The organism is Streptomyces showdoensis (assembly GCF_039535475.1).
Taxonomy (GTDB): Bacteria; Actinomycetota; Actinomycetes; order Streptomycetales; family Streptomycetaceae; genus Streptomyces; species Streptomyces showdoensis.
This window is the reverse complement of the sequence record NZ_BAAAXG010000006.1, coordinates 62,008-81,895: the sequence shown is the minus strand read 5'-3', so window position 1 is coordinate 81,895 and position 19,888 is coordinate 62,008. Positions and strand designations below refer to the sequence as shown.

Genomic DNA, 19,888 nt, shown 5'->3' with positions numbered 1-19,888 from the left:
TGCGACGAACGGTCGCACCGCGCGGTGAACGGTGCGGTGAGCGGTCGACCGGAAGCGTTGCGTCCGATTCAGCGGGGTTTGGGGCGATCCGCGGCAATGACCCTTGACTGGGGCCTTCACCGACGGTCAATTCAAATGAACAGATGTTCATCCTATGAATTGGTGGAGCCCGGCAGATGACCTCACGCACCCGACCCGGCGCGGCGGCCCTCGCCGCCCTCCTGCTCGCCGCGGCCAGCGGCTGCGTCCTCCAGGACGGTGCCCCCGCCACCCCGTCCGCCCCCGGCCGGACGCCCCGCCACCCCGCGGCCCCGGGGGGAGCCTCCGCACCGGCCGGCTTCACCCTCGTCGCCTCCGGCGACGTCCTGCCGCACGACTCCGTCATCCGCCAGGCCAACGCCGACGCGGGCGGCGCGGGCTACGACTTCCGCCCCATGCTGTCCGGCGTGAAACCCGTCGTCTCCGGGGCCGACCTGGCGATCTGCCACATGGAGACCGTCTACGGGGAGGAGGGCGGCCCCTACACCGGCTACCCCGCCTTCAAGGCGCCGCCCGAGGTCGCCGCCGCCCTCGGGGAGACCGGCTACGACTCCTGCTCCACCGCCTCCAACCACACCCTGGACGACGGCGCCGCCGGACTGCGCCGCACCCTCGACGCCCTCGACAAGGCGGGCGTACGGCACGCCGGTTCGGCCCGCACCGCCGAGGAGGCGGCCAGGCCGGCCCTCCTCAGGGCGGGCGGCGCCACCGTGGCCCAGCTGGCCTACACCTACGACACCAACGGCTACCCGCTGCCCGAGGGGCAGCCCTGGGCCGTCAACGTGATCGACGAGCGGAAGATCGTCGCCGACGCCCGGGCCGCCCGCAGGGCCGGGGCCGACGTCGTGGTGGTCTCCGTCCACTGGGGCACCGAGTGGCAGACCGAACCCGACGACCGGCAGCTCACCCTCGGCCGCGCCCTCACCGCCTCGCGCACCGGCGACCGCCCCGACATCGACCTCGTGCTCGGCACGCACGCCCACGTCCCGCAGGCGTACGAGAAGGTCAACGGCACCTGGATCGTGTACGGCATGGGCGACCAGATCGCCGGCGACATGATCAACTACGAGGGCTCCCACGACGGGCGCGGCAACCAGGGCACCCTGGCCCGCTTCACCTTCGCCCCGCCGGCCGTACCCGGCGCGCGCTGGCAGGTCACCAAGGCCGAGTTCGTCCCGCAGTTCTTCGACACCGCCCGCGGCCGGGTCGTGAACCTCAACGAGGCGATCCGGAAGGGCGAGCTGCAGTACACCGACACCCGCGACACCATCCGCGAGGTCGTCCTCGGCCGCGGCGCCGCCCGCGAGGGCCTGGTCATGGGGGAGTAGCCTCCCGACTTCCCGGAACCCCGGACGGAACCCGGAACCGGAACCGGAGTCCGGACCCGGACCCGGACCCGGACCCGGATCCGGACCCGAAGAACCTAGGGCACCACGGTCACCGGCCAGCGGCCCGCCTTGACCAGGCGCACCGCGACCGAGCCGACGAAACGGTGCCCGGCCGACTCCGAGACGCCCACGACCACCGCGTCCGCCCTGAGCTCGTCGGCGGCGGCGACCAGGCCCGCGTACGGGTCCCCGCGGAAGGTGTGGAACTCCCAGCGCACCTGCCAGATCCCCTTGACCCGCTCCATCGCCTCGCGGATCTCGGTCACCAGGCCCTCGGCGATCTCCTCCGTGGTCCCGGCGACCGGCGCGCCCAGCGCCGCCCCCACCGGGACCAGCGGCTGCACGTAGACCAGGGCCAGCAGGGCGTTCTGCCGCCGGGCCAGGCCGGCCGCGTAGGAGGCGGCGCGCAGGGAGGACTCGGAGCCGTCCACCCCGGCCAGGATCACCTTCGGGCCGTCGGTACCTCGTTCGAAACCACTCACCCTCCGAGGCTATCGGCTCATCGGGTGCTTTCGGACGAGCGGCCGGTGTCGCTGAGAAGCCCGCGGGGTCCTCCGTACGAACCATTGGTCATGAAAAACGATGAGAAGCCCGTGGGGCGGCGCTCGCTGCTGAGGCTCGCCGCCGCGCTCGGGGCCACGGCCACGGTCGGGGTCTTCGCGGCGGACCGCATGAGCGGCTCCGAAGTCGGCCCCGCCGCAGGGGCGGCACCCCCGTCACCCCCGGCGCGTCCGGCCGGCGCGCCGGGGGCACAGGCACAGGCCCGGCTGCGGCCCGCCGCCTACCGCCTCCAGCCGATGACCGGCTACGCGCCCCCCGCCTTCCGGCGGGCGGTCCCGCCGGTGCGCACCCGGCCCTTCCTCCACCTGACCGGCGTCGGCCGCTCGATGGTGCTCACCTTCGACGACGGTCCCGACCCCCGCTACACCCCGGAGATCCTCGCCACCCTGCGCCGGTACGGCTGCCGGGCGATGTTCTTCGTCTGCGGCGAGATGGCTGTCGACAACCAGGACCTGCTCAAGGAGATGGCCGCGGACGGGCACGTGGTCGGCAACCACTCCTGGTCCCACCCGCTCATCCCGAAGCTGCGGCCCTCCCTCATCCGCCGGGAGCTCGGCTCCACCAGCGAGGTGATCGAACAGGCCCTCGGCACCCCGCCGCTCTGGTACCGGGCCCCCTACGGGGCGTGGAACCGGCTCTCGTTCGAGATCGGCGCCGAGCTGGGGATGGAGCCGATGGCCTGGACCGTCGACACCCTGGACTGGAAGGAGCCGCCCGCCGACTCCATCGTGCGCCGGGTCCTGGACGGAGCCGGGCCCGGGGTCGTCGTGCTGAACCACGACGCGGGCGGCGACCGTTCGCGCAGCGTGGCCGCGCTCAAGCGCTATCTGCCCGAACTCCTCGACGCGGGCTACAGCATCACCGTCCCGCGCCGCTGAGCACGGCTGGGCACCGCCCGGCGCGCGACGGGCGCGAGGGCCCCGGCACGTCCACCCGTGCCGGGGCCCTCGCCGGGGTGTCCCGTCGCCGCTACCGCGAGTCGACCATGCGGGCGTAGACGACCACGTTGCCGTCGTAGCCGTGCGCCCGCGAGTAGCCGCCGCCGCAGGTGATCACCCGGAGCTCGGGCTCGCCGGTGTCGGCGTAGACCTGTACGGGGAAGTCGTTCTTCGCGTAGACCTCGACCCCGTAGATCTCGAAGACCGCGATCCGGCCGTCGAACCGTTCGACCTCGACGTGCTGGCCCTTCTGCAGGGAGCCGAGCCCGTAGAAGACGGCGGGGCCCGCCTGGTTGTCCACATGGCCCACGACGACGGAGGTGCCGCGCATGCCCGGCGCGATGCCGTTCTGGTACCAGCCGGCGAGGTTGGCGTCCTGCGGCGGGGGAGCGCTGATCCACCCGTTGTCGTCCAGGCCCACGTCCATGATCGGGGCGGCCACGCGGAGGGCCGGGATGCGGATCCGGGAGGCCGGGGCGAACGGCAGCGGCTCCATCCCGGCGGCCGCGGTCGGAGCGGGGCCGACGGGACGGATGACCGGACGGGCCGCGGCGGCGGGCTGCGGGGGACCCGATTCGAAGCCGACGCCGTTGCGCATTATCGCCAGGCCGGACAGCATCACCAGAGCCAGGGCTCCCCAGGGTTGGCGTCTCCTGGCCGCGTCGAGGACGCTGAAGTCCTTGGTCCTCATGGTTCTCCCTTCGTGGGCGTCACGGGAACGGTAAGGGCGCCCGGCGGGACCGGCGATCGGGGCGGGGCGAACGGGTGTCGGCCGTCGGTGCGGCGGCGTCCGGGTGATAACCCATCCGAGTAATCGTCAGATCATCGGCCTGATGGTGCGTGACCTGCGGAACCGTCAGATTCGCCCACCGTTCGGCCGGTGCCCGGCCTCACCGGGGTGGCCCAAGGCCGACATGCGGGGCCCGTTCCGTCTTGTGATGGTTCGTCATGGAAGGCGTACTCGTCGAATCTCCCGGAGCACCGCTTTGGGGCGTCTTCCACAGGAGGTTCCACCATGCGTGCTGCACGCACTCTGGCGGTGACGGCGACCGCGTTCGCGGCGCTCGGACTCGCGGCCCCCCTCGCCACCGCCACCAACGGGCCCAGCAGCGTGACCGTCAACTCTTCCGAGGTCCAGCGGGGCGGAGACGGTTCCAACGGCGTCACGGTGTCGCCCTTCGCGGTCCACCAGGGGGCGATCCTCACGATCACCGTCCGGGGCTGCGCCGGCGGCACGGTCACGTCCAACGCCTTCGCGACGACCACGCTCTCCGCCACCGTCAACGGGGTGTCCACCGCCACGGCCCGCATCTACAACAACGCCACCCCGGGCCAGTACAACCTGGCCGTCCAGTGCGGCGGCCGCACGCTCACCCAGCCGTTCCGGGTGCTGCCGGGCCAGGGTGCGCAGGGCGGCCTGGGCGGCTCGCTCGCGCCGAGCTCCACCGAGATGGCCGTCGGCGGCAGCCTGGTCGCCGCGGCCGCGCTGGGCGGCGGTCTGTTCATCGCCCGCCGGCGCCGCATGTCCGGCGCGGTCTGACCGGCCGAACCTCCCGGTCGGCCCGCAACGCCCGTCGCCCCCGGGTCCTCGTCCAGGACCCGGGGGCGACGGGCGTGCGCGGCACCGTCCGCGCCGGCCGTCAGTGGCGGCGGCCTTCGGCGGACCTGCGCCGCACGACGAGCACCACACCGGTGGCGGCGGCGAGCACCATGGCACCGCCGGCCGCCATCGTCCAGGCGTCCGCCGAGCCGATGGAGCCGCCGAGGCCGCCCTGGACTCCGCGCGGCGGGTTCAGCAGCGTCGAGCTCGCGGTGGGCGTCGAGGTGGCTCCGCCGCTGATCGTCAGGTCGACGGTGTTGGAGATCCCCCCGGTGCAGTTGAACGACACCGTGTAGACGGCGCCGCGCTTGGCGTCGAGGTCCACCGCCGCGGTCGCCGACGAACCCGGCGCGATCGTGACCGTGTCGAAGATGCCGGCCGACGCCGTCGCCGTACTCGCGCATCCCGGGGCGCTCAGGGTGATCCGGCCGCCCGGGGCGACGGTCCCGGGGGAGATGACGAAGTCGCCCGCCTGCTTGGCCCGGGGCGCCTGCGGCCGCGGCGCCCCGGGCGGGCCGTCGGCGGCGACGGCGAGCGGCGCGGCCAGGGCGAGGGCGGCCGCCCCCAGCAGAACGGTGGACGCGGCACGTATCGCGCGCATGGTGAATCCTCCGGGTCCCGAGGAGCAGCTGCGGAAGGGTTTTCCACACATCGGATGACATGCACCTCGATGCCCGAAACGCTAGGAGCCCTCTATCACAGCCGCGATCCCAGACGCGCGAATGGGGCACCGAAGTCCCCCACCCGGCCTACATAGGGCTCCCCGGTCAGCCGGTGAGCTGCGGGAACAGGTCGGTGAACGGCGCGGCGGTCGCGGCGATGCCCCTGCCGAAGGGGGCGTCGAAGTCCCAGATGAGGAAGAGCAGGAAGGCGATCAGCGCGCTGAAGAGGCCGGCGAGCAGCAACTCCTTCCCGGTGCGCCGGATCTGGAGCGTGAAGATCAGGCCGACGGTCACCAGGGCGCCGATGATCAGGCCGAACCAGACCACCCCGGGCATCGTGTCCCCCGCGCTCTGCCCGCGGGCCCCGCGCGCGTCGTCGGCGACGGCCACCTGGTCCACCAGCGGCTGGTAGGCCTGCCCCTCGAAGTCGTTGGCCGGCCGGTAGTCGGTCACGCTCCGGCGCACCTTCTCCAGCAGCTCCGTCCCCTCGTCGCTGAGCTCGCCGTGCTCCGACATGTGGGGGAACTCGCCCTCGACGACGTACCGGACGTACGTGTCGACGTCGGAGCGGATCCGCTCCCGCACGGCGACCGGGTACACCTCGGCCCGCGCGGAGATCTCGTGCAGCGCCTGCGCCTCCTGGCGCACGGTCTCCTGGGCGGCGCTGCGGGCCTCCCAGACGCCGGCGATCGCGAGACCGAGGACGATCGCGTAGACCACGCCGATCATCATCGTCATGTACTCGATGACGTCAGGGGTCTCGCTGGGGTCGTCGTCCTCCGGAATCCTCCGGTGGTTGATGACGACGATGGCGAGGACGACGGCGCACGCGGCGGCCATCGCGATGGTCAGGACGAGCCATTCGGACACGGTTTCCTCCGTTGGCCGAGCGCGGGGCTCAGCGGGAACCGCGGGGGCGCAGGATCGCGGTCGCGATCACGGCCGGGGCGGTGATGAGCAGGGTGGTGGTGAGGACGTTCGGGGCGCTCTCGGGCTTCGCGCGGGCCGCCGCCCGCCGGTAGTGCGGCAGGGCCACGGGCGCGGGCGGGCGCAGGGTCGGTGAGGGGGAAGGTTTCGGCGGCGCGGGCGGCGGCGCGGCCTCGCGCGTGGTGGGTGCGGGCTCGGGGGCCGGGGCCGGCTTCGGCGGGGGAGGCGTGCGCACGGGCGGGGGCTTCGGCGCGGGCGGCGGTACGGGGCTGGGCGGGGGCGGCGGAGGCGGAGGGCTCGGCTCGGGGGGCTCGGGCGGCTTCGTGGGCTCCGGCGGCTTCGGCGTCTCGGTGGGCTTCGGCGGCTCCGTGGGGCAGGGGGAGTGCGTGGGGTGCGGCGGATGGGTGGGGTGGGGCGGGTGCGTGGGGTGCGTGGGGTGCGTGGGGTGCGTCGGGTGGGGTGGGTGCGGGTGGTGGGTGGGGCGGCAGGGGCCCCGTCCGGCGAAGGCGACCGCGGTGTTCGAACCGTCGGGTCCGGTCGTGGCGGAGGCGCAGGCGTCGGCGGCGACGGGCACCGGTGTGGCGAGCAGCCACACGAGCGCCCCGGCCGCAAGGGGCCGCGCGAGGAGCGATCCGTACTGAGACAACAGAGACACGCCGAGCAGCATGATCACGCGCGGCGGGCCGTAGGCCCGGAACGGCCTCCGATTCCCCGGATGGAGGGGTTTTCGGAGTGCACGGGTTTGACGTTTCCGCCGTCCCTGTCGACCTGTTGGTGTGCACTGACCCCAAAGGGCATGCCCTTGCGGGAGGTTGGGGCGGCTTGCGGCGTCTTGGGATGGATTGCCGCGGTGTCTCCCGCGGGGGAGCCGACGGGCGCGGGAAGTGGCCGGTTGTCGCCTCTTGACGGGGAGGTCCGCGAGGGCGCTTCCCCCGTGAGATCTGCCCGAGAACCCCGGCACGGCCATATGCACGTGAATATGCACGGGCCGAAGGCGTGAACTCTTCCGTTCCTCGCGCACGTGCCAATGGCGTGTGACCAAGAACGGATCGCGAATTTCCGTTTCTACTCGCTCTCCAGGCAGGCGATCAGTAGCCTCGGCTCGAACGTAGACCGCGAACACATGGCCGTATCCCCCATGGCGACTGTTGGAGACTTTGATGGAGCGTCCCGCCTGGGCTCCGCCAGGCATCGATATTTCGGTGCCGAGCGTGTCCCGTATGTACGACTTCTATCTGGGCGGCTCGCACAATTTCGAAGTGGACCGGGAAGCGGCCCGCAAGGCCATGGAGTTCATGCCGGGGCTCCCCAAGATCATGCAGGCGAACCGTGCCTTCATGCGGCGGGCCGTCCGGTACGCGGTTGACAACGACGTCACCCAGTTCCTGGACATCGGCTCCGGCATACCGACCTTCGGCAACGTCCACGAGGTGGCCCAGGCCGCCAGCGACACCGCCCGCGTCGTCTACGTCGACCACGACCCGGTGGCCGTCGCCCACAGCCGGGCCGTGCTCGCGGGCGACGACCGCTCGGCCGTGCTCGCCGCCGACCTGCGCAAGCCGCGCGAGATCCTGGGCAGCCACGAGGTGCGCGAACTCCTCGACCTGGAACGGCCGGTGGCCCTGCTCCTCGTGGCCGTGCTGCACTTCCTGGAGGACGCGGACGAGCCGGCCGCGGTGGTCGCCGAACTGCTCGACGCGCTCGCCCCCGGCAGCCTCCTCGTCCTCACCCACGCCTCCTACGAGGGCGTCCCGCTGCCGCAGGAGCGGGCCGGCGGCACCGTGGACGTCTACCGCGACATCCGCAACCCGCTGGTGATGCGCTCGCGCGAGGAGATCGCCCGCTTCTTCGACGGCACCGAACTCGTCGAGCCCGGACTGGTGTCGATGCCCCACTGGCGGCCCGACGGTCCGGAAGAGGAGGAGGACCCCTACGCCTTCTCCGGGTTCGCAGGGGTGGGGCGCACGGCGTGAAGGTACCGCCCCAGCAGGCCGGGGCCGTCGCCGACGCCGACGGCCCCGAGGACAGACTCAGACGGTTCGTGACCATCTGGAGCAGGGCCGTCTTCCCGGTCACCGCGACCTCGATGACCCGTCAGGAGTTCGAACGGCACCTGCTGCCGCTCGCCCGCGACCTGAGCGGGGCCCTGCGCGCCCGGCCCTTCGACACCGCGCCCGCGCACCGCGTCGGCCAGGCCCTGATCGCCGCGCACTGCACCGATCCCGACGCGCTGTCCCGCAGCCTCGGCGTCGTCGACGCCTATCTGGTGCTGTACTGCGCGGAGGAGCCGGACGCCGTCGGCGCCACCGCCGAGGAACTGCGGGCCCGCTGCTCCCGGCTCCAGCACGCCATGGCCGCCGGCTACGCGCAGGCCCTGCGCGAACGGACGCTGACCGAGCAGGAGTCCATCGCGCACTCGGCGCTCTCCGCCCGCAGCGCCGCCGAACTCGCCCTGCACGCCACCGAGAGCCGCTTCCGCGCGGTCTTCCAGGGCGCGGCGGTCGGCATCGGCATCGCCGACCTCCAGGGCAACGTCCTGGAGGTCAACGAGACGCTCACCCGGATGTTCGGCGGCCTCGAACAGCACGTCCTGAGCCGCAACGTCGCCGACTGGTCGCACCCCGAGGACGGCCCGCACGTCTGGCGCCTCTACGACGAGCTGGTGCGGGGCGAGCGCGAGCACTACCGGGTGGAGAAGCCGTACTACCGCGGTGACGGCACCGTGCTGTGGACCAACCTCACCGTCTCGCTGCTGCGCGACGCGGACGGTGTGCCCCGCTATCAGCTGGCGCTGATGGAGGACACCACCGAACGGCGGCTGCTCAACCTGCGGTTGCGGTACGAGGCCACCCACGACGCGCTCACCGGGCTGCCCAACCGGACGCTGTTCTTCGAGCGTCTGGAGAAGACCCTCGCGCCGGGCGACGGCCGCTTCGGGCTGTGCTACCTGGACCTCGACGGCTTCAAGGTCGTCAACGACAGCCTCGGCCACGCCACCGGCGACCGGCTGCTGGTGGAGGTCGCCGACCGGCTGCAGGGCTCGGTGACCGCGCCGGGCGAGATGGTGGCCCGGCTCGGCGGCGACGAGTTCGTCGCGCTGACCACCGGGCCCGACAGCCAGCACAAGGTCGCCGCGCTCGCCGACCGGATGCTCGGCGCCCTCGCCGCCCCGATCCGGATCGACGGCCGCGAACTGACCGTGCGCGGCAGCGTCGGCGTGGTGGAGGGCCCGGTGGGGGAGCGCACCGCGGCCGAGGTGCTGCGCAGCGCCGACATCACCATGTACCGGGCCAAGTCGGCGGGCGGCAACCGCTTCGAGTTCGCCGACGCCGAGGCCGACGCGCGGGCCATCACCCGGCACGGACTCACCACCGCGCTGCCGGCCGCGCTGGAGCGCGGCGAGTTCTTCATCGAGTACCAGCCGCTCGTGCACCTCGACGACGGCAGCGTGCACGGCGCCGAGGCGCTCGTCCGGTGGTGCCACCCGCAGCACGGGGTGCTCGGCCCCGACCGGTTCATCCCGCTCGCCGAGAACACCGGCCTCATCGTGCCGCTGGGCCGCTGGGTGCTCCAGGAGGCCGTGCGCCAGGCCCGGTTCTGGCAGACCCGGCACTCCGACGGCGGCCCGCTGCGGATCAACGTCAACCTGTCGCCGACCCAGCTCCACCATCCGCGGCTCGTCGCCGAGACGGTCGACGTCCTGGAGCGCTCCGGGCTCGAACCGGGCGCGCTCTGCCTGGAGGTCACCGAGTCGGCGCTCATCGGCGCGGACGACGACCTGCTCAAGCCGCTGCGGCAGCTCGCCGAGATGGGTGTGGACATCGCGCTCGACGACTTCGGCACGGGCTACTCCAACCTCGCCAACCTGCGCCGGATGCCGGTGAGCGTGCTCAAGCTGGACCGTTCCTTCACCCAGGGCATGCAGCAGCACCCGGTGGACCCCGTCGACCTCAAGATCGTCGAGGGGATCGTGCAGCTGGCCCACAGCCTGGAGCTGGCCGTCACGGTCGAGGGCGTGGAGACCGGGGCGCAGGCCCAGCAGTTGCGCGAGCTGGGCTGCGACACGGCCCAGGGCTGGTACTACGCCCGCCCCGGCGCCCCGGACCGCATCCACTCGCTGGTCCTGGCGGACGCGGTGTAGCGCGGCCCCGCGCGCCCGCGCGCCCGCCCGCCCGGCCGCCCGCCCGTCCGCCCGGGCGCGCGGGCCGGTCAGGACCCGGTCCGACCGCCCCTCCGGGAGGCCATGAGCAGCTTCTGCAGCTCGCGCGCCGCCCGCGGGGGCGCCACGTCGCTGCGGTGGGCCAGCGCGATCGTGCGCTGCAGGCCCGGGCGGGCCAGGGCCGTCACCCGCAGGTCGCGGCCCGCGCGGGCCGCCACCATGGTGGGGACGACGGCGAGGCCGAGCCCGGCCCGGACGAAACCGAGGACGGCGTCCATCTCGCCGCCCTCCACCGTGAACGAGGGCTCGAAGCCCTCCGCCCGGCAGGCCCCCACGGTCAGCTCCCGCAGGTCGTAGCCGTGCCGGAACATGACCAGCGGCTGGTCGCGCAGATCGGCGATCCGCACCGGGCGGCGCGGGGCCGGGGCGGACGCCGAGGAGACCACCACCAGGTCCTCGGTCAGCAGCTCCACCGTCGTCAGGGCCGGCGAGGGCGTCGGCAGCGGCAGCACCACGAGCGCGAGGTCGAGCGCGCCGCGCGCCAGCTCCCGTACGAGGTCGTGCGAGCCGCCCTCCTCGATCAGCAGCCGGATCCCCGGGTGCAGGTCGTGGAAGGTACGCAGCACGTCCGGCAGCAGGCCCGTGCAGAGACTGGGCGTCGCCCCGAGGCGCACCCGGCCGCGCCGCAGCTGCACCAGCTCCTGCACCTCGTGCCGGGCGGTGTCGGTGTCCGCGAGGATCCGGCGGGCCAGCGGCAGCAGCGCCTCGCCCGCGTCGGTGAGCGCGATGTTGCCGCGGGCCCGGCTGAACAGCTCAGCGCCCAGCTCCTGCTCCAGGGCCTTGATCTGCTGGGAGAGCGAGGGCTGCGAGACGTGGACCCGCTCGGCGGCCCGGGTGAAGTGGCGGGTCTCCGCGACGGCGACGAAGTACAGGAGCTGCTGGAACTGCATGGGACCAGCCTACCCCGCATCATAGGCACCCCCTATCGAGATCAGCCGAACCATGTCTTGGACCTCTCGGGCCCTTCGCCCCTACCGTCGCTGGCATGGCTCTGGCAACCACACCCGACCGGAAGGCGGGCGGCCCGCCCTCCGGTCCCACCCGCGGCTTCTGGGCGTCCACGATCGGCAAGAAGACCGTCATGGCCGTCAGCGGTCTGACCATGCTGGCGTACCTCGTCGCCCACGTGGCCGGCAACCTCAAGGTCTTCTTCGGCCCCGAGGAGTTCAACGGCTACGCCCACTGGCTGCGCACCATGGGCGCCCCCGTGCTCCACCACGAGTGGGGGCTGTGGCTCGCCCGGATCGTGCTGCTCGTCGCCGTCGTCGCCCACGCCGTCTCCGCGTACCAGCTCAGCAGGCGCGACCTGAAGGCCCGCCCCACCGCCTACGTCCACAAGCGCAGGAGGGCGAGCTACGCCACCCGCACCATGCGCTGGGGCGGGGTCGTCGTCGGCCTCTTCATCGTCTGGCACGTCCTCGACCTGACCACCGGCACCGTCCACCCCGGCGGCTTCCAGGAGGGCCGGGCCTACGAGAACGTCGTCGACACCTTCTCCACCTGGTACGGCAACGTCATCTACATCGTCGCCATGCTCGCCGTCGGCCTCCACGTCCGGCACGGCTTCTGGAGCGCCGCCCAGACCCTCGGCGTCGGCAACGCCCGCCGCGAACGCCTCCTGAAGGCCACGGCCAACGCCCTCGCGCTGCTGCTGACCGCCGGATTCGTCTCCGTACCCGTCGCCGTCATGACCGGAGTGGTGAGCTGAATGACCTCCCCCGACTACACCCTGGGCGCCCCGCTCACCGACGGGAAGGCCCCCGCCGGACCCGTCGCCGAGCGCTGGGACACCCGCCGCTTCGAGGCGAAGCTGGTCAACCCCGCCAACCGGCGCGGCCACCGCGTGATCGTCGTCGGCACCGGCCTGGCCGGCGGCTCCGCCGGCGCCACCCTCGCGGAACAGGGCTACCAGGTCGTCCAGTTCTGCTACCAGGACTCCCCGCGCCGCGCCCACTCCATCGCCGCCCAGGGCGGCATCAACGCGGCCAAGAACTACCGCAACGACGGCGACTCCGTGCACCGCCTCTTCTACGACACCGTCAAGGGCGGCGACTTCCGCGCCCGCGAGTCCAACGTCCACCGCCTCGCCCAGATCTCCGTCGAGATCATCGACCAGTGCGTCGCCCAGGGCGTGCCCTTCGCCCGCGAGTACGGCGGACTGCTCGACACCCGCTCCTTCGGCGGCGTCCAGGTCTCCCGCACCTTCTACGCCCGCGGCCAGACCGGCCAGCAGCTCCTCCTCGGCGCCTACCAGGCGCTGTCCCGGCAGATCGCCGCCGGCAACGTGGAGATGCACCCGCGCACCGAGATGCTCGACCTGATCGTCGTCGACGGCCGGGCCCGCGGGATCGTCGCCCGCGACCTGGTCACCGGGCGGATCTCCACCCACTACGCCGACGCCGTCGTCCTCGCCACCGGCGGCTACGGCAACGTCTTCTACCTGTCCACCAACGCCATGAACTCCAACGCCACCGCCGTGTGGCGGGCCCACCGGCGCGGCGCGTACTTCGCCAACCCCTGCTTCACCCAGATCCACCCCACCTGCATCCCGCGCACCGGCGACCACCAGTCCAAGCTCACCCTGATGAGCGAGTCGCTGCGCAACGACGGCCGCATCTGGGTCCCCAAGGCGCACGGCGACACCCGGCCCGCCAACGACATCCCCGAGGACGAGCGCGACTACTACCTGGAGCGCGTCTACCCCTCCTTCGGCAACCTCGTCCCCCGCGACATCGCCTCCCGCGCCGCCAAGAACGTCTGCGACGAGGGCAGGGGAGTGGGCCCCGGCGGCCAGGGGGTCTACCTCGACTTCGCCGACGCCATCCGCCGGATGGGCCGGGCGAAGGTCGAGGAGAAGTACGGCAACCTCTTCGACATGTACGAGCGGATCACCGCCGAGGACCCGTACGAGGTGCCGATGCGGATCTACCCCGCCGTGCACTACACGATGGGCGGCCTCTGGGTCGACTACGACCTCCAGACCACGGTCCCCGGCCTCTTCGCCATCGGCGAGGCCAACTTCTCCGACCACGGCGCCAACCGGCTCGGCGCCTCCGCGCTCATGCAGGGCCTCGCCGACGGCTACTTCGTCCTGCCCGCCACCATCAACGACTACCTGGCCCGCCACCCGCACGACACCCCCGTCACCGACGCCCACCCGGAGGTACGGGAGGTGCTCGCCGAGACCGAGGACCGGCTGCACCTGCTGCTCGCCGTCGACGGCGACCGCACCCCGGACTCCTTCCACCGCGAACTCGGCGAGCTCATGTGGGAGTTCTGCGGCATGGCCCGCACCGAGGAGGGACTGCGCACGGCGCTGCGCCGGATCCCCGAGATCCGCGAGGAGTTCTGGCGCCGCATCAAGGTGCCGGGCACGGGCGAGGAGTTCAACCAGTCCCTGGAGAAGGCCAACCGGGTCGTCGACTACCTCGAACTCGCCGAGCTGATGTGCCTCGACGCCCTGCACCGCGAGGAGTCCTGCGGCGGCCACTTCCGGGAGGAGTCCCAGACCCCGGACGGCGAGGCCGCCCGCCGCGACGAGGAGTTCGCCTACGTCGCCGCCTGGGAGTCCACCCCGGCCGGGGTCCCCGTCCTCCACAAGGAGGACCTCGTCTTCGAACACGTCCACCCCACCCAGCGGAGCTACGCATGAGGCTCACCCTGCGCGTCTGGCGCCAGAAGAACGCCGACGCCGAAGGCGCCATGTCCACCTACGACGTGGACGGCGTGTCGCCCGACATGTCGTTCCTGGAGATGCTGGACACCCTCAACGAGGACCTCATCCTGCGCGGCGAGGACCCGGTCGCCTTCGACCACGACTGCCGCGAGGGCATCTGCGGCGCCTGCAGCCTCGTCATCGACGGCGACGCCCACGGCCCCGAGCGCACCACCACCTGCCAGCTGCACATGCGCTCCTTCCGCGACGGCGACACCATCGACGTCGAGCCCTGGCGGGCGTCCGCCTTCCCCGTCGTCAAGGACCTCGTCGTGGACCGGTCCGCCTTCGACCGGATCATCCAGGCGGGCGGCTACGTCAGCGCCCCCACCGGTTCCGCGCCGGAGGCCCACGCCACCCCCGTCCCCAAGGCCGACGCCGACTTCGCCTTCGAGCACGCCGAGTGCATCGGCTGCGGCGCCTGCGTCGCCGCCTGCCCCAACGGTTCGGCGATGCTCTTCACCTCGGCCAAGGTCAACCACCTGGGCGTGCTGCCCCAGGGCGCCCCCGAGCGCGAGACCCGCGTGCTCGACATGGTCGCCCAGATGGACGCCGAGGGCTTCGGCGGCTGCACCCTCACCGGCGAGTGCGCCACCGCCTGCCCCAAGGGGATCCCGCTCCCGTCGATCGCGGCGATGAACAAGGAGTGGCTGCGCGCCCGGCGGAAGGTGCGCGGCTGAATCCGGACAGTCTGGGAGCGTGAGCCCCACCACTCCGGGCGCCCCGGAACGAAAGATCGTTCACGAGATCGTCATGATCTCCACAGAACTTTCGTTCCGGGGCGCTTCCGTGCGCCGGAACCGCAAGATCAACTCCGTTCAAGACTGTACTGATCATGGCGAGTTGTCCATATCGCGGCCAACCCACTCCGGGCGATTTCCGGCGTCCGGGCACTCCCGGGTACTGATGGGTCCTGCCGGGGGCATATGACCAAACCCCCGGTCGTACCAGTTCATTTGGGGGTTCTCATGTCCAGCATCACCCGCCGCCAGGCCCTGGGCGTCGCCGCCGGCGCCGCCGGCGCCGTCGCGGGCCTCGCCCTGGCCGGCTCCGCCGGGGCCACCACCCCGCGCGCCGCCGCTCCGGCGGCCGGCCCGGAGCCGACGGCCTTCGACGAGGTCTACCAGGGCCGCCGCATCAAGGGCGGCCCGTCGCACGGCGGCGGCCACCACGGGGGGCACCACGGGGGCGGCTACTCCGTGACGATCGACGGCGAGGAACTGCACGTCATGCAGAACGCCGACGGCACCTGGATCAGCGTCATCAACCACTACGACCCCGTCGCCACGCCCAAGGCCGTGGCCCGCGCGGCCGTCCGTGAGCTGCAGGGCGCGCCGCTCGTCCCGCTCACCGTCGCCTGACCCGATCCCGCACGCCCCGTTTCATCCAGGAGCCGTACCACCGTGACCGTACGCAAGAACCAGGCCGCCCTCACCGCCGACGAGAAGCGGCGCTTCGTCGCCGCCCTCCTCGAGCTCAAGCGCTCGGGCCGCTACGACACCTTCGTCACCACGCACAACGCCTTCATCATGAGCGACACCGACAGCGGCGACCGCGTCGGCCACCGCTCGCCCTCCTTCCTGCCCTGGCACCGCCGCTTCCTCATAGAGTTCGAGCAGGCGCTGCAGTCCGTCGACGCGACCGTCGCCCTGCCCTACTGGGACTGGACCGCCGACCGCACCGCCCGCTCGTCGCTCTGGGCCCCCGACTTCCTCGGCGGCACCGGCCGGGCCCGCGACGGCCAGGTCCTCGACGGCGCCTTCGCCCGCTCCGGGAACCGCTGGACCGTCAACGTCCGCGTCGACGGCCGCGACTACCTCCGGCGCGACCTGGGCGCCGGCGGCCGCCAGCTGCCCACCCGCGCCGAGGTCGACTCCGTCCTGGCCATGGAGACGTACGACATGGCCCCCTGGAACAGCTCCTCGGACGGCTTCCGCAACCACCTGGAGGGCTGGCGCGGCGTCAACCTCCACAACCGGGTGCACGTCTGGGTCGGCGGCCAGATGGCCACCGGCGTCTCCCCGAACGACCCCGTGTTCTGGATGCACCACGCCTTCATCGACAAGCTGTGGGCCGACTGGCAGGCCCGCCACCCCCGGTCGGTCTACCTCCCGGCCGCGGGCACGGCGAACGTCGTCGACCTCAACGACACGATGCGCCCGTGGAACGACGTGACCCCGGCGGACATGCTGGACCACACCCGCCACTACACCTTCGACACGGCGGCGTAACCGGCGGTCCCGGGCCGGGGCCGGCGTGACGGCCACGGCCACGGCCGGCCCGCGGCGCGGGGCTGTGGGGGCCCCTCGCCCCGGGACCGGAACCGGGCCAGGAACGATCCCGAAGCCCGGCCCTAGGCGGTGACGCCCAGGGCCCGGGCCAGGTACGGAGCGGTCCTGCTCGCCGTCGTCCCGGCCACGGCGGCGGGCGGGCCCGCGGCCACGATCCGGCCGCCCTCGTCGCCGCCGCCGGGACCCAGGTCGATCACCCAGTCCGCGCCGGCCACCACGTCCATGTCGTGCTCGACGACGATCACCGTGTGCCCGGCGTCGGCCAGCCCGTGCAGCTGGCGCATCAGCACCTCCACGTCGGCGGGGTGCAGCCCCGTGGTCGGCTCGTCGAGCACGTACAGCGTGTGGGCGCGGCGGGGCCGCTGGAGCTCGGCGGCCAGCTTGATGCGCTGAGCCTCCCCGCCCGACAGCTCGGTCGCGGGCTGCCCGAGCCGCAGGTAGCCGAGGCCGACGTCGAGCAGCGTGCGCAGGCTGCGCGCCGCCGCCGGGACGTCCGCGAAGAACTCCGCCGCCGACTCCACCGTCAGGTCCAGCACCTCGGCGATGGTCAGCCCGCGCAGCCGCACCCCGAGCGTCTCCGGGTTGTAGCGGGCCCCGTGGCAGTCCGGGCAGGGCGCGTACGTGCTCGGCAGGAAGAGCAGCTCGACGGAGACGAACCCCTCGCCCTGACAGGTCTCGCAGCGCCCGCCGGCCACGTTGAAGGAGAACCGGCCGGCCTTGTAACCCCGCTCCCGCGCCTCGTCCGTGGCGGTGAAGAGCCTGCGCACGACGTCGAACAGGCCCGTGTACGTGGCGAGGTTGGAGCGAGGCGTCCGCCCGATCGGCTTCTGGTCGACCGTCACCAGCCGCTCCACGCCGTCGAGTTCCTCGGACAGGACGCCCACCAGGGTCGACTTCCCCGAACCGGACACCCCGGTCACGGCCGTGAGCACGCCCAGCGGGAAGGCGGCGTCGAGCCCGCGCAGGTTGTGCCGGTCGACCGGCCCCGTCCGCAGCCACCCGGAGGGCTCGCGCACCACCCGTCCGGGGGCGGCCGTCCGGTCGAAGAGGAAGCGCCGCGTCGCCGACCCGGCCACCTCGGCGAGCCCCTGCGGCGGGCCGCTGTGCAGCACCCGGCCGCCGTGCTCACCGGCCAGGGGGCCGACGTCCACCAGCCAGTCCGCGTGCCGCACCACGTCCAGATGGTGCTCGACGACGAAGACCGTGTTCCCCGCCGCCTTCAGCCGGTCCAGGACCACGAGCAGCGCCTCGGTGTCCGCCGGGTGCAGCCCCGCGGACGGCTCGTCGAGCACGTACACGACCCCGAACAGCCCCGACCGCAGCTGGGTGGCGAGCCGCAGGCGCTGGAGCTCGCCGTTGGACAGCGTGGGCGTCGCCCGGTCCAGGCTGAGATAGCCGAGACCCAGCTCCGTGACCGTGCCGATCCGCGCCACCAGGTCCTCGCCGAGCACCCGGGCGGTCTCGGAGCCGCCGCCGGCCGTGGCCGCCGACGCCTCCGTCGCCCGGGTCAGCGTCCGGGCCAGCTCGGTCAGCGGCAGCGCGGCGAGCTCCGCGATGGTCCGCCCCGCGAAGGTCACCGCCATCGCCTCGGGCCGCAGCCGCCCGCCCCCGCAGACCGGGCAGGGGCTGCTGGTCAGGAACCGCTCGGCCTTCGCCCGCAGCGTCGCGCTCTTCGAATCCGAGAAGGTGTGCATCACATAGCGCCGGGCGCTCATGTACGTGCCCTGGTACGGGCGCTGGATCCGCCCGGCCTCCCGTACCGGATGGACCGTCACCACGGGCTGCTCGTCCGTGAACAGGATCCACTCCCGGTCCTCCGCGGCCAGCTCCCGCCAGGGCCGGTCGACGTCGTACCCCAGGGTGTCCAGCACGTCCCGCAGGTTCTTGCCCTGCCAGGCGCCCGGCCAGGCGGCGATGGCGCCGTCGCGGATCGACAATTCAGGGTCGGGTACGAGCAGTTCCTCGCTCGTCCCGTGCACCCGGCCGATGCCGTGGCAGGAAGGACAGGCCCCGGCGGCCGTGTTGGGGGAGAAGGCGTCGGAGTCCAGCCGCTCCGCCCCCGGCGGATACGTGCCGGCCCGGGAGAACAGCATCCGCAGCGAGTTGGAGAGCGTCGTCACCGTGCCGACCGAGGAGCGCGCGTTCGGCGCGGCCCTGCGCTGCTCCAGCGACACCGCCGGCGGCAGCCCGGTGATCTCCCCGACCTTGGGCGCCCCCACCTGGTGGATGAGCCGGCGGGCGTACGGCGCCACCGACTCGAAGTAGCGCCGCTGCGCCTCCGCGTAGATCGTCCCGAACGCCAGCGAGGACTTCCCCGACCCCGACACACCGGTGAAGACGGTCAGCGCGTCGCGCGGGACGTCGACGTCCACACCCTTCAGATTGTGCTCACGGGCGCCCCGCACGCGAACGAACGGATCGTGGGGCCCGGGAGGCGCAGGCGGGGCGTCAGTGCGGCTGTGCATCCGACGATTCTAGGCCGCCCGGCACGTTTGCCCTGGTCAGGCCCGCCAGACGGGCGAGCCTGCGGTACGAGTCGAGCAGCGCGCCACGGTCGTACGTGCTCGTCGTCACCAGCACTTCGCGTGCCCCGCTCTCCTCCACCGCCCGCGCCAGCTCCTCGGCGACCCGCTCCTCGGTGCCGTGGACGTGCCCCTGGAGCCCGGACAGGTAGAAGTCACGCTGCTTCTCCGTCATCCCCTCCGGAGCCCCGGGTGCCTGAAGGCCCTCGATCCGCTCCGGCGGCAGCAGCGGCGGGAAGGCGCCCCGGGTCCGCGCGTACGCGAGCGACCACGCCTCCGGCATCAGCAGCCGCCGCGCCTCCTCGTCGGTCGCCGCCACCGCGACCGTGCCCGCCACCACCACGTACGGCTCCGCCGCCCAGACCGACGGCCGGAACGCGGCCCGGTAGGCGTCGACCGCCTCCAGCATCCGGGAGCGCCCGCGCAGATCCCCGATCACCAGCGGCAGCCCGGCCGCCGCCGCGATGGCCGCGCCCTCGCCCGTGGCGAGCACGAACGGCGGCACCCGCAGGCCCTCCGCCGGGCGGGCGTGCACCTGCGGATGGGCGGTCTGCTCCCCGGTGAACCAGCCCAGCAGCTCCGTCAGCTGCGCGCCGAACCGGTCGGCGTCCTCCTTGTCCCGGCCGAGCGCCCGACGGATGCCGTCGGTGAACCCGACCGACCGTCCGAGCCCCATGTCGATCCGCCCCGGGAAGAGGGACGCGAGCACCCCGAACTGCTCGGCCACCACCATCGGCTGGTGGTTCGGCAGCATCACGCCGCCCGTGCCCACCCGGATCCGTGAGGTCGCCCCCGCCACCGCCGCGGCGAGCACGGTCGGTGCCGAACCGGCCACCCCCGGCACGCCGTGGTGCTCCGACACCCAGAACCGGTGGTAGCCCAGTGCCTCCGCCTCCCGGGCCAGCGCCACCGTGTCGCGCAGCGCCTGCCCCGCGTCCTCGCCCTCCCGGGTGCGGGAACGGTCCAGGACCGAGAACCGGATGCCTTCGAGTGCTGTCGCCGTGGTGCTCACGGAAGGTTCAACGC

At 73.0% G+C, this 19,888-nt stretch carries 18 protein-coding genes; 10 read left to right on the top strand and 8 right to left on the bottom strand.

All coding sequences use genetic code 11. From position 1 onward, the window contains the following. Window positions 1-176 precede the first annotated feature (176 nt). A complete protein-coding gene (locus ABD981_RS03565) occupies window positions 177-1,367 on the top strand; it encodes a CapA family protein (RefSeq protein ID WP_046910578.1) in 1,191 nt (396 codons plus the stop codon). A gap of 95 nt (window positions 1,368-1,462) precedes the next feature. On the opposite strand, the gene ABD981_RS03560 is transcribed toward ABD981_RS03565, so the two are convergent. Further along, window positions 1,463-1,909, bottom strand: coding sequence for a universal stress protein (locus tag ABD981_RS03560; RefSeq protein WP_046910579.1), 447 nt, complete (start codon window positions 1,907-1,909; stop codon window positions 1,463-1,465). 90 nt (window positions 1,910-1,999) lie between these two features. Here ABD981_RS03560 and ABD981_RS03555 point away from each other — a divergent pair, with 90 nt between their 5' ends. Then, a complete protein-coding gene (locus ABD981_RS03555) occupies window positions 2,000-2,866 on the top strand; it encodes a polysaccharide deacetylase family protein (RefSeq protein ID WP_046910580.1) in 867 nt (288 codons plus the stop codon). A 91-nt stretch (window positions 2,867-2,957) separates the two neighbouring features. Here the strand turns inward: ABD981_RS03555 and ABD981_RS03550 are convergent, their stop codons facing one another. Continuing rightward, the gene (locus ABD981_RS03550; protein WP_046910581.1) at window positions 2,958-3,617 is read right to left on the bottom strand and encodes a class F sortase; all 660 of its coding nucleotides are present in this window, start codon (window positions 3,615-3,617) and stop codon (window positions 2,958-2,960) included. 324 nt (window positions 3,618-3,941) lie between these two features. On the opposite strand from ABD981_RS03550, the gene ABD981_RS03545 reads away from it, so the two are divergent. Next, the gene (locus tag ABD981_RS03545) at window positions 3,942-4,466 is read left to right on the top strand and encodes a hypothetical protein (RefSeq protein WP_046910582.1); all 525 of its coding nucleotides are present in this window, start codon (window positions 3,942-3,944) and stop codon (window positions 4,464-4,466) included. 100 nt (window positions 4,467-4,566) lie between these two features. Here ABD981_RS03545 and ABD981_RS03540 read toward each other — a convergent pair whose 3' ends face one another. From ABD981_RS03540 to ABD981_RS03530, 3 genes are all read right to left on the bottom strand, one after another. Continuing rightward, window positions 4,567-5,127 carry a hypothetical protein gene (locus ABD981_RS03540; protein WP_046910583.1) on the bottom strand — a complete coding sequence of 187 codons (561 nt, stop codon included), beginning with the start codon at window positions 5,125-5,127 and terminating at the stop codon, window positions 4,567-4,569. 166 nt (window positions 5,128-5,293) lie between these two features. Then, entirely contained in the window at window positions 5,294-6,058 is a 765-nt protein-coding gene (locus ABD981_RS03535) for a bestrophin-like domain (RefSeq protein ID WP_046910584.1), read from the bottom strand. A 28-nt stretch (window positions 6,059-6,086) separates the two neighbouring features. Next, entirely contained in the window at window positions 6,087-6,770 is a 684-nt protein-coding gene (locus ABD981_RS03530; protein ID WP_345527838.1) for a hypothetical protein, read from the bottom strand. Between the two features lie 505 nt (window positions 6,771-7,275). Between ABD981_RS03530 and ABD981_RS03525 the strand changes: the two genes are divergently transcribed. Together ABD981_RS03525 and ABD981_RS03520 are read left to right on the top strand one after the other, a co-directional pair. Then, window positions 7,276-8,088, top strand: a complete 813-nt coding sequence (locus tag ABD981_RS03525; protein WP_046909561.1) for an SAM-dependent methyltransferase — start codon at window positions 7,276-7,278, stop codon at window positions 8,086-8,088. Continuing rightward, window positions 8,085-10,256 carry a putative bifunctional diguanylate cyclase/phosphodiesterase gene (locus ABD981_RS03520; RefSeq protein WP_046909562.1) on the top strand — a complete coding sequence of 724 codons (2,172 nt, stop codon included), beginning with the start codon at window positions 8,085-8,087 and terminating at the stop codon, window positions 10,254-10,256. Before ABD981_RS03525 ends, ABD981_RS03520 begins: the two co-directional genes overlap by 4 nt. A 68-nt stretch (window positions 10,257-10,324) precedes the next feature. Here ABD981_RS03520 and ABD981_RS03515 read toward each other — a convergent pair whose 3' ends face one another. Next, window positions 10,325-11,224: a LysR family transcriptional regulator gene (locus tag ABD981_RS03515; RefSeq protein WP_046909563.1), complete on the bottom strand. Its 900-nt coding sequence runs from the start codon at window positions 11,222-11,224 to the stop codon at window positions 10,325-10,327. Between the two features lie 95 nt (window positions 11,225-11,319). Between ABD981_RS03515 and ABD981_RS03510 the strand changes: the two genes are divergently transcribed. The 5 genes from ABD981_RS03510 (at window position 11,320) to melC2 (ending at window position 16,280) form a co-directional block, all read left to right on the top strand. Continuing rightward, window positions 11,320-12,042, top strand: coding sequence for a succinate dehydrogenase (locus ABD981_RS03510; protein ID WP_046909564.1), 723 nt, complete (start codon window positions 11,320-11,322; stop codon window positions 12,040-12,042). After that, window positions 12,043-13,986 carry a fumarate reductase/succinate dehydrogenase flavoprotein subunit gene (locus ABD981_RS03505; RefSeq protein ID WP_046909565.1) on the top strand — a complete coding sequence of 648 codons (1,944 nt, stop codon included), beginning with the start codon at window positions 12,043-12,045 and terminating at the stop codon, window positions 13,984-13,986. Beyond that, complete coding sequence (locus tag ABD981_RS03500; protein ID WP_046909566.1) at window positions 13,983-14,729, top strand: succinate dehydrogenase/fumarate reductase iron-sulfur subunit; 747 nt, start codon at window positions 13,983-13,985, stop codon at window positions 14,727-14,729. The genes ABD981_RS03505 and ABD981_RS03500 overlap by 4 nt, the downstream gene beginning before the upstream one ends. A 288-nt stretch (window positions 14,730-15,017) precedes the next feature. Beyond that, window positions 15,018-15,410 carry an apotyrosinase chaperone MelC1 gene (gene melC1, locus ABD981_RS03495; protein WP_046909567.1) on the top strand — a complete coding sequence of 131 codons (393 nt, stop codon included), beginning with the start codon at window positions 15,018-15,020 and terminating at the stop codon, window positions 15,408-15,410. Between the two features lie 42 nt (window positions 15,411-15,452). Next, window positions 15,453-16,280: a tyrosinase MelC2 gene (gene melC2, locus ABD981_RS03490; RefSeq protein WP_046909568.1), complete on the top strand. Its 828-nt coding sequence runs from the start codon at window positions 15,453-15,455 to the stop codon at window positions 16,278-16,280. A 122-nt stretch (window positions 16,281-16,402) separates the two neighbouring features. Here the strand turns inward: melC2 and ABD981_RS03485 are convergent, their stop codons facing one another. Continuing rightward, window positions 16,403-18,805: an ATP-binding cassette domain-containing protein gene (locus ABD981_RS03485; RefSeq protein ID WP_046909569.1), complete on the bottom strand. Its 2,403-nt coding sequence runs from the start codon at window positions 18,803-18,805 to the stop codon at window positions 16,403-16,405. Next, entirely contained in the window at window positions 18,789-19,874 is a 1,086-nt protein-coding gene (locus ABD981_RS03480; protein WP_046909570.1) for an MsnO8 family LLM class oxidoreductase, read from the bottom strand. The genes ABD981_RS03485 and ABD981_RS03480 overlap by 17 nt, the downstream gene beginning before the upstream one ends. Window positions 19,875-19,888: the final 14 nt, after the last annotated feature.

Bases quoted from the DNA above. Each gene is read 5' to 3' on its own strand.
- ABD981_RS03565 (WP_046910578.1), top strand. From the start codon at position 177: ATGACCTCACGCACCCGACCCGGCGCGGCGGCCCTCGCCGCCCTCCTG.
- ABD981_RS03555 (WP_046910580.1), top strand. From the start codon at position 2,000: ATGAAAAACGATGAGAAGCCCGTGGGGCGGCGCTCGCTGCTGAGGCTC.
- ABD981_RS03550 (WP_046910581.1), bottom strand. From the start codon at position 3,617: ATGAGGACCAAGGACTTCAGCGTCCTCGACGCGGCCAGGAGACGCCAA.
- ABD981_RS03545 (WP_046910582.1), top strand. From the start codon at position 3,942: ATGCGTGCTGCACGCACTCTGGCGGTGACGGCGACCGCGTTCGCGGCG.
- ABD981_RS03540 (WP_046910583.1), bottom strand. From the start codon at position 5,127: ATGCGCGCGATACGTGCCGCGTCCACCGTTCTGCTGGGGGCGGCCGCC.
- ABD981_RS03525 (WP_046909561.1), top strand. From the start codon at position 7,276: ATGGAGCGTCCCGCCTGGGCTCCGCCAGGCATCGATATTTCGGTGCCG.
- ABD981_RS03515 (WP_046909563.1), bottom strand. From the start codon at position 11,224: ATGCAGTTCCAGCAGCTCCTGTACTTCGTCGCCGTCGCGGAGACCCGC.
- ABD981_RS03510 (WP_046909564.1), top strand. From the start codon at position 11,320: ATGGCTCTGGCAACCACACCCGACCGGAAGGCGGGCGGCCCGCCCTCC.
- ABD981_RS03505 (WP_046909565.1), top strand. From the start codon at position 12,043: ATGACCTCCCCCGACTACACCCTGGGCGCCCCGCTCACCGACGGGAAG.
- ABD981_RS03500 (WP_046909566.1), top strand. From the start codon at position 13,983: ATGAGGCTCACCCTGCGCGTCTGGCGCCAGAAGAACGCCGACGCCGAA.
- melC1 (WP_046909567.1), top strand. From the start codon at position 15,018: ATGTCCAGCATCACCCGCCGCCAGGCCCTGGGCGTCGCCGCCGGCGCC.
- ABD981_RS03485 (WP_046909569.1), bottom strand. From the start codon at position 18,805: ATGCACAGCCGCACTGACGCCCCGCCTGCGCCTCCCGGGCCCCACGAT.